Origin of the sequence: Cellulosimicrobium cellulans, assembly GCF_001722485.1 — a bacterium.
Classification (GTDB): Bacteria; Actinomycetota; Actinomycetes; order Actinomycetales; family Cellulomonadaceae; genus Cellulosimicrobium; species Cellulosimicrobium cellulans_A.
In genome coordinates this window covers 1-7064 of record NZ_LWGL01000157.1, presented here as the reverse complement: position 1 = coordinate 7064, position 7064 = coordinate 1, and the positions used below count along the sequence as shown (strand labels likewise).

Below are 7064 nucleotides of genomic sequence, written 5' to 3'. Positions count from 1 at the left end.
GCCGCGAGGAGCGCGCCCTCGTCGCGCGCGGCGTCCGCGTCGACGCCGGCGGTGCGCGCGACGTCGGTGAGCGTGTCGAGCGCGCCGGCGAGATCAGGACGGGCGGTCACGGTGCCTCCAGGCGTCCTGCCGCGCCGGGCGGCTGCGGCGTGCCCGCGCCCGCGTCGGGGGACAGCGAGATCGAGGAGTCGCGGAACTTGTCCGCGAGGAACTGCCCGTGCGCGACGAGGGCCGCCGCGTCCGCGCGCGAGACGGCGTCGGAGATCTTGTCGAGGGTCACGCCGAGCAGGTCGAGCTGGTCGCACAGGAGCATGAGCGACGTCTTGCCGTGCGCGACGACGCGCCGGTCGGCGAAGTCCCGGGGGAGGCGCAGGTACGCGCCGACCGCCTCGGGCAGGTAGCTCGTCGCCGTCGCCACGACCGTGTGCGCCTGCTGCGAGCCGCCGCCGAGCCGGTCGAGACGCGGCACCATCTCCTCGACCGTGCCGGTGATGCGGTGCACGCGCGCCGTGACGGCCGGCGGCACCCGGCCCTCGATCTGCCGCTCGACGCGCTCCACGGACGCGAGGATGTCCGCGCTCGTCGGCGGCGGCGGCAGCGCGACGCCGGGCTCGGACGGGCGCGAGCGCCCGCCGAGACGGGCGACGACGTCGGAGAACCAGCCCATGCCCAGGTCCGTCCCGGCTCAGAGCCGGCCGAGGTCGAGCGACCCGTCGCCCGCGGCGAGGGACACGTCGGACCGGCGCGCGCGGTCCAGGTACTCGTTGGCCTTGGTCGTCCCGGTCTCGAGCACGCCGATGGTCTGCGCCATCGAGTCGAGCGCCTGCGTCTTGAACGTCGAGATCGAGTCGAGCGTCGCGTAGATGTTCGCGAACGCCTGCTGGAGCTGGGGCAGGCCCACGCTCGCGCTCGCGGCCTGGGACTGGATGGTCGCCGACTGGTCGGCGAGCATCTTCGACGTCGAGGCGATCATGTTCGACGTCGTCGTGTTGAGCGCCGTGATCTGGTCCAGCACGAGCTTCTGGTTGGCGAGCGCCTGCGCGACGATCACGGCGGTGCGCAGCGCGGAGACCGTCGTCGTGGTGGCACGGTCGACGCCCTTGATGAGCTCGAGGTTGTTCTTCATGATGATGTCCATCGCGAGGTAGCCCTGGATGGACACCGCGAGCTGCGTGAGCAGGTCCTGGTGCTTCTGGCGCACGTAGAACAGCACGTCCTCGCGCAGCGCCTGCGCGCGCTCGGGGTCGGTCGTCTCGAGCTCGGCGATCTTCGTCGACAGCTCGGTGTCGAGGCGCTCGGCGATGAAGATGTACTGGTTGAGCCGCGCCATCGTGTCCCAGAGGTTCTGCTTCTCCAGGTTGAGGGCGGCGTTGTCCTTGCGGAGCTCGTCCTGGCCGTTGTACAGCGACTGGACGATCGCGTTGAGCTGGGACTGCGAGCTCTCGTAGCGGCGGAAGTAGTCCTGCACCTTGCCGCCGAACGGGATGATCCCGAGCAGCTTCTTGCCGAACGACGCCTCGCTCGGGTCGAGCTCCTCGACCGTGCGGCGCAGCTCGAGCAGGGACTTGCTGACCTTCGAGCCGTCGGAGACGCCGCCCTCGCGCAGCTCCTTGACCGGCATCTCCAGCATGCGGTTGGACACGTCGGCGGCGGCGCGGATGTCGGCGTCGCCCATCTTGCGCACGTCGTCCGCCTTCGCGGCGAACTCGGGGCTGCGGGTGTCCGTCGCGAGCAGCTGGTCGAGGTACGAGCCGACCTTGGCCTCGAGACCGGGGATCGCGGCCTCGTCGACGCGCGGCGCCATCGCGGGGGCCTGCGTGGCGGCGACCGGCTTCACGGGCTCGGGGGCCGTGAGCGTGAGCGTCTCGGGGGGCTGGAGCGGTGCTGCCTCGGTCATCTCGATCCTTCGCTCGTGCGTCCGTCGGGTCGCCGTCGGTGACGGGGGCGGGAGCGCGTGGCGGCGACCCCGGCCCGGGCGAACCGGGCTGAACCGGCCGAGGCCGGTCCGGCGAGTATATCTACGGCGGCTGGCCGGATCTTTACCCTTTCCCTGCTCGGGGCGGGTGAGAGGTCCCCATGCCGATGCACGCCGCCGCGCGCCCGCAGGCCGATGAGTCCGCGCCCCCTGCGCCGTCGGAACGCGAGACGGCCGGCGCGGTCGTCACGGCCGAAGGAGGGAGGCGCGACGTGCAGCTCGCCGGGAAGAACGCGGTGGTCTACGGGGCGGCAGGGGCGATGGGCTCGGCCATGGACGCACGGTCGGTCGCCTCGCACGCGGACGACGTCGTCGCGCGCGCCGGCAGCCTGGACGTGTCGTTCAACGCCGTCTCCTTCGACGCCGTGCAGGACGTGCCACTCGTCGACATGGACCTCGACGACTTCCTCGCGCCGGTCACCGCTGCGGCGACGACCCACTTTCCTCACCGCGACGACCGCCGCCCGGCACATGGTGCGTCAGAGGTCCGGCGTCGTCGTGCTGCTGTCGTCGACCGCGGCGCGGGAGTCACGGCACCGGATGGGCGGCTTCAACCTCGCGTGCGCGTCGGTCGAGGCGCTCGTCCGCGGGCTCGCGGGGGAGGTCGGGCGCCAAGGCGTGCGCGTCGTCGGGCTGCGGCCGAACTTCACGCCCGAGACCGCGGGAGCGCGTGAGGAGGACCTCCCCGAGCTCGTCGACGACACGCTCCTCGGCCGGCTGCCCCGGCTCGCGGAGGTCGCCGGTGCCGCCGTCTTCCTCGCTTCCGACGCGGCTGGGGCGTCGACGGGGACCGTGCTCGACCTGTCCTGCGGCGCGATCGTCAGCTGACGTGCGGCGTGCTGCGCGGACGGTGCGCGCGAGGGCGCCGGTCAGGACGCGACGGGGACCGTCGAGTAGTAGGCGCGCACGCGCTCGCGCGTCGTCGGGTCGAGCCGGCGGCGCGGGCCGCCGGAGGTGCCCGGCTCGTGCACGGCGAGCCACGACCGCAGCACGGACGCGGGGACACCGATCTCCCGGGCGAACTCGGTGACCGTGGGCCACCCCGGCTGGACGGTCTGCAGGAGCGCGCCCTGGCGCGCCGCGTGCAGGTCCGCGCCCCACGCCATCGCCTCGGCGGGCGTGGTGAACCCGCCGATCCGCGTGGTCCGCGGGCCCGGGCGCTCCAGGCACCACTCGTCGCCGCGCGGCACCACCCGGTACGTCCCCTCGGTGGCGCTCGCCTCGTAGCCGTCCCCGCCGGCGCTCCACTGCAAGTGCATGCGCGGATTGTGCACGGGCGCTCCACGGCTCCCCGCGCACGACACCACGACAGGGCCGACTTTCACCCTGGCGCGTACTGGACGGGCGTCCAGCTCGCCGCGTACGGTCGCCACGACGGCGACCGAGGAGCCTCGCGCCCTGCCCTCGCCGTCGGGCGCCCTCGCCCCTGCCCCCGCGGCGAGGGCGCCGACCACGACTCCGGTGCCCCGAGCAGGACTCGAACCTGCAACCTACGGATTAGAAGTCGGAACACGGCCGATCCAGTACGAGCGTCGCGCGCAGGACGCGCAGAATCGAGCGGCGCCGACAGCGCGTGCGGCCTCATCGCGTGCAGCGCGCGCAGGAGTGCAGCTGCTGCGCGTAGCGCCGTGTTGAGTGCAGAGTTGTCCGCCCACGCCACGGCCTGCCGGTCGAGCGAGTCGGAGAGCAGGTCGCCGGACGCCTTGAGCTGCAGAGGACACGCTGCTCCTCCTGGGACTTGATGCCCAGGTCGGACAGGGTGGACACGACGTTGCCGCCGGACGCCTCGACGGTGTTGAGGCCCTGGGAGAACGCGTCGAGCGCCCGGATCGGGTCCTCACGGAACGCCTTCGCGAAGTCCGTCGCGGACATGTTCGCGACCCGAGCGAACCCGTCGAGTGCCTCCCCGCCCTCCTGGGCCGCGGTGTAGATGCGCTGCAGCATCAAGCGCGGGTCGACGTGGTCCTACGTCGTGCGCGAGCGCGATCCGGAGACGGGCAAGACGAAGCCCCGGTAAGTCTCTGGCTTCCGCACTCAGAAGGACGCGAAGGAGGCTCGTGCGGACGCCCTCTCGGCGATGGGCAAGGGCACCTACGTGGCGCCGCAGAACCTCACTGTGGGGGAGTGGCTCGACCAGTGGATCGCCGGCCACGAGCTCGAGCTCAAGCCGTCGACGGCGGCGTCCTACCGGGCGAACATTGAGCGTTACCTCAAGCCTGCGATCGGTCACGAGCGGGTGCAGAACCTCTCACCGGTGCGGCTGTTGGTCATGTTCCGCGACCTGTACGAGCACGGCGGGAAGGGCGGGAAGCCGCTGTCGCCGCGCACCGTCGAGTTCGCGCGGTCCGTGCTGCGACGCGCGATGAACGACGCCGTCCTCGGCCGCGTCGTGAACGTCAACCCCGTGACGGGGACAAAGCGGCCGCGGGTCGTGAAGCCGAAGCACACCACGTGGACGGCCGCGCAGCTCCACACGTTCCTCGGGGGTTCGACGAACTGGCTCGCGCCGCTCTACGCGCTCGCCGCGGCCACAGGCATGCGACGCGGCGAGATCTGCGCCCTCCGGTGGGAGGACGTCGACCTCGACACGGGACTCGTCCGGGTCGAGCGGTCCGTCACCCAGGTCGGCCAGGCCCGCACCTACGGGACGCCGAAGAACCACGAGCGTCGCCAGGTCACGATCGACAAGCGCACCATCGCCGCACTCAAGGCGCACCGCCGGCAGCAGACCGGGCACCGGCTCGCCGCCGGTGGCTGGGCCGACGAAGAGGGGCTGCTCTTCACGTGGGAGGACGGGACGCCCGTCGCGCCCGACTACGTCTCAAAGGAGTTCTTCCGCGCGCAGGCAGGCCTTGGGCTGCAGCGCATCAAGCTGCACGAGCTCCGGCACACGCACGCGACGATCCTGCTGCGCGAGCGCGTGCCGGTGCACGTAGTGGCGAAGCGCCTGGGTCACAAGGACCCCTCCATCACGCTCAACGTCTACGCGGACGCGATACCCGACGACGACGGGCAGGCGGTCGACGTCTTCGCCCGCGTCGTCCACGGAGCGTGACTACTTGGACGCAAGGTCCTGGACAAGTTCGCTGTAGAACGCGCCGACGTCAAGGCGCGTCTGTCCGTTGAGGATGCGTACTGGGGTCGGGAGGCCCTCGTACGTAGCGACGATCGTCGACCGCCACGGGAACTCTTCGTAGAACGCCAGGCTGGCCTGACGCATGTCCCCAGGGGCTTCCACTTCCAGTGCGAGTGACCGAAGTTCGCTTCGGCGCGTCACGGAGATGGTCACCGGTCCTTGCTCAGAACTCCACCCGCGGGCGTCGGGGGCGTTGGTAACGTCCGCGACTGCTACGAACTGCTCTGTGAACAGCACCACCGTTCCGTCGCGGCCGGCGCTGCCCTCCCCAGTCTCGAGCGACATGGAAGCGAACGCGGGGGTATCCGCGTTCGTCGCGTGCCTCAATGCCGAGGCGAGATGACCGGTGGGTCGGAAGGAAGCGCCGGAGGCTTGCTCAATCAGGTCTGCAATCGCTTGGAGCTGATCCTTCAGATGGTCGATGGACACCCTTGCTCTCCTCACGTCATCGGGACCCGTCGGGCCCGCGCTTGCGCGCCATGGAACAGGGCGCCACCCACACTCGAGGACGACGCGGAACGACGCCCCAAGCTCCGGAGTAGCGGATTGTTAGCAAACGGCCACTGCGGACCGAACTCGAACGGACGTGCGAGCAGCGAAAAGCCCGAGATTGCAGCGTTCATGCGTGGTGCCCCGAGCAGGACTCGAACCTGCAACCTACGGATTAGAAGGCCGTTGCTCTATCCATTGAGCTATCGAGGCGCGCAGCCATCGTAGTGGGCGGCGGCCCGGCTGGGGAGGTCCGCGGCCGGCGCCGTCCGCCCGACCACCAGCGACGACGCCCGTCACCGGCCGTCGCGGCGATCCGGGCGGCCGTGGTCGGCGCGTACGTTTTGCCGCGTCGGTCCGAGCCGTCACTATGAACCCGTGAGAACCCCAGACGTCGCCACGGGCCCGCGCGCCACCGGTCCTGACGCCGTGCCGGGCGTCCGCCCGGCCGGCCAGGGGGACGAGCTGGGCGTCACCGTCTTCGACGTCGCACGCGACCTGCGCCGCGACGTCGCCCGGGTCGAGCTGCCCCTCGCCGTGGAGGGCCGCGACGAGGCCGCCGCGTCGCGCGACCGCCTGCTCACCCAGCTCGACGAGCACCTCCTGCCGCGCCTGAAGGAGCTGTCCTCGCCCGCGGTCGTCGTGGTCGCCGGCTCGACGGGCGCCGGCAAGTCGACGCTGTACAACTCGCTGCTCGGCGAGGAGGTCTCGCAGGCCGGCGTGCTGCGCCCGACGACGCGCGAGCCCGTCCTCGCGTTCAACCCGCTCGACGCGGACGTCGTCGTCGAGGGCCCCGCGACACGCATGTCGCGCGTGCTCCAGCACGACGGCGTGCCGCGGGGCACCGCCCTGCTCGACGCGCCCGACCTCGACTCGCTCCTGTCGGAGAACCGCGAGACCGCCGGGCTCCTGCTCGAGGCGGCCGACCTGTGGTTGTTCGTCACGACCGCGTCCCGTTACGGCGACGCGCTGCCGTGGAAGGCGCTCGGGCGCGCGATGGAGCGCGGTGCGAGCGTCGCCATGGTCCTCAACCGCGTGCCGCGCGAGACGCTGACCACGGTCCGCGGCGACCTGCTGCAGCGCCTGCGCGACCACGGCATGGACAGCGTGCCGCTGTTCGTCGTGCCCGACGTCGGCCCGCACGAGGGCCTCCTGGACCGCACGGTCGTCGCGCCGGTGGCGCGCTGGCTCACGATGCTCGCCGGCCCCGACCGCTCGCGCGCCGTCATCGTCCGCACGCTCAAGGGGGCCCTCGCGGCGCTCCCGGCCTGGGCGACGGGCGTCGCGGACGCGGTCGAGCAGCAGGTCGAGGCCGCCGACCGCCTGCGCGCGGCGGTGACCGGTGCGCTGCCGCCGGTGCGCGAGCGCGCCCGGGAGGCGGTCCTGCGGGGCGACGTCGCGCGCGGGGCGCTCGAGGCGCGCTGGGCGCAGGTGATCGGTGCCGAGCGGGTCGACCGCGTCACG

Annotated in this window: 8 protein-coding genes and 1 tRNA gene; 3 read left to right on the top strand and 6 right to left on the bottom strand. The window is 72.0% G+C overall.

Going from position 1 to position 7064, the window contains the following annotated elements:
- Positions 1 to 106 precede the first annotated feature (106 nt).
- Together JZ5iCDA_RS14140 and JZ5iCDA_RS14135 are read right to left on the bottom strand one after the other, a co-directional pair.
- On the bottom strand, positions 107 to 667 hold the full coding sequence (locus JZ5iCDA_RS14140) for a hypothetical protein (RefSeq protein ID WP_069387748.1): 561 nt from the start codon (positions 665 to 667) through the stop codon (positions 107 to 109).
- Positions 668 to 685: 18 nt separating this feature from the next.
- Positions 686 to 1897 (bottom strand): toxic anion resistance protein, encoded by a 1212-nt coding sequence (locus tag JZ5iCDA_RS14135; RefSeq protein ID WP_069387747.1) that lies wholly within the window; start codon positions 1895 to 1897, stop codon positions 686 to 688.
- Between the two features lie 213 nt (positions 1898 to 2110).
- On the opposite strand from JZ5iCDA_RS14135, the gene JZ5iCDA_RS19940 reads away from it, so the two are divergent.
- Positions 2111 to 2803, top strand: a complete 693-nt coding sequence (locus tag JZ5iCDA_RS19940; RefSeq protein ID WP_083260030.1) for an SDR family NAD(P)-dependent oxidoreductase — start codon at positions 2111 to 2113, stop codon at positions 2801 to 2803.
- A gap of 41 nt (positions 2804 to 2844) precedes the next feature.
- Here the strand turns inward: JZ5iCDA_RS19940 and JZ5iCDA_RS14120 are convergent, their stop codons facing one another.
- Entirely contained in the window at positions 2845 to 3234 is a 390-nt protein-coding gene (locus tag JZ5iCDA_RS14120; RefSeq protein ID WP_069387744.1) for a helix-turn-helix domain-containing protein, read from the bottom strand.
- A gap of 322 nt (positions 3235 to 3556) precedes the next feature.
- A complete protein-coding gene (locus JZ5iCDA_RS14115) occupies positions 3557 to 3919 on the bottom strand; it encodes a hypothetical protein (RefSeq protein ID WP_069387743.1) in 363 nt (120 codons plus the stop codon).
- Between the two features lie 133 nt (positions 3920 to 4052).
- Between JZ5iCDA_RS14115 and JZ5iCDA_RS14110 the strand changes: the two genes are divergently transcribed.
- Positions 4053 to 5030, top strand: a complete 978-nt coding sequence (locus JZ5iCDA_RS14110; RefSeq protein ID WP_069387742.1) for a tyrosine-type recombinase/integrase — start codon at positions 4053 to 4055, stop codon at positions 5028 to 5030.
- Here the strand turns inward: JZ5iCDA_RS14110 and JZ5iCDA_RS14105 are convergent, their stop codons facing one another.
- A complete protein-coding gene (locus JZ5iCDA_RS14105) occupies positions 5031 to 5540 on the bottom strand; it encodes a hypothetical protein (RefSeq protein WP_069387741.1) in 510 nt (169 codons plus the stop codon).
- Between the two features lie 197 nt (positions 5541 to 5737).
- A tRNA-Arg gene (locus tag JZ5iCDA_RS14100) sits at positions 5738 to 5813 on the bottom strand.
- A gap of 165 nt (positions 5814 to 5978) precedes the next feature.
- Between JZ5iCDA_RS14100 and JZ5iCDA_RS14095 the strand changes: the two genes are divergently transcribed.
- A partial coding sequence (locus tag JZ5iCDA_RS14095) for a GTPase (protein ID WP_366246677.1) occupies positions 5979 to 7064 on the top strand: 1086 nt, incomplete at its 3' end.

Bases quoted from the DNA above. Each gene is read 5' to 3' on its own strand.
- JZ5iCDA_RS14140 (WP_069387748.1), bottom strand. From the start codon at position 667: ATGGGCTGGTTCTCCGACGTCGTCGCCCGTCTCGGCGGGCGCTCGCGC.
- JZ5iCDA_RS14135 (WP_069387747.1), bottom strand. From the start codon at position 1,897: ATGACCGAGGCAGCACCGCTCCAGCCCCCCGAGACGCTCACGCTCACG.
- JZ5iCDA_RS19940 (WP_083260030.1), top strand. From the start codon at position 2,111: ATGAGTCCGCGCCCCCTGCGCCGTCGGAACGCGAGACGGCCGGCGCGG.
- JZ5iCDA_RS14120 (WP_069387744.1), bottom strand. From the start codon at position 3,234: ATGCACTTGCAGTGGAGCGCCGGCGGGGACGGCTACGAGGCGAGCGCC.
- JZ5iCDA_RS14115 (WP_069387743.1), bottom strand. From the start codon at position 3,919: ATGCTGCAGCGCATCTACACCGCGGCCCAGGAGGGCGGGGAGGCACTC.
- JZ5iCDA_RS14110 (WP_069387742.1), top strand. From the start codon at position 4,053: ATGGGCAAGGGCACCTACGTGGCGCCGCAGAACCTCACTGTGGGGGAG.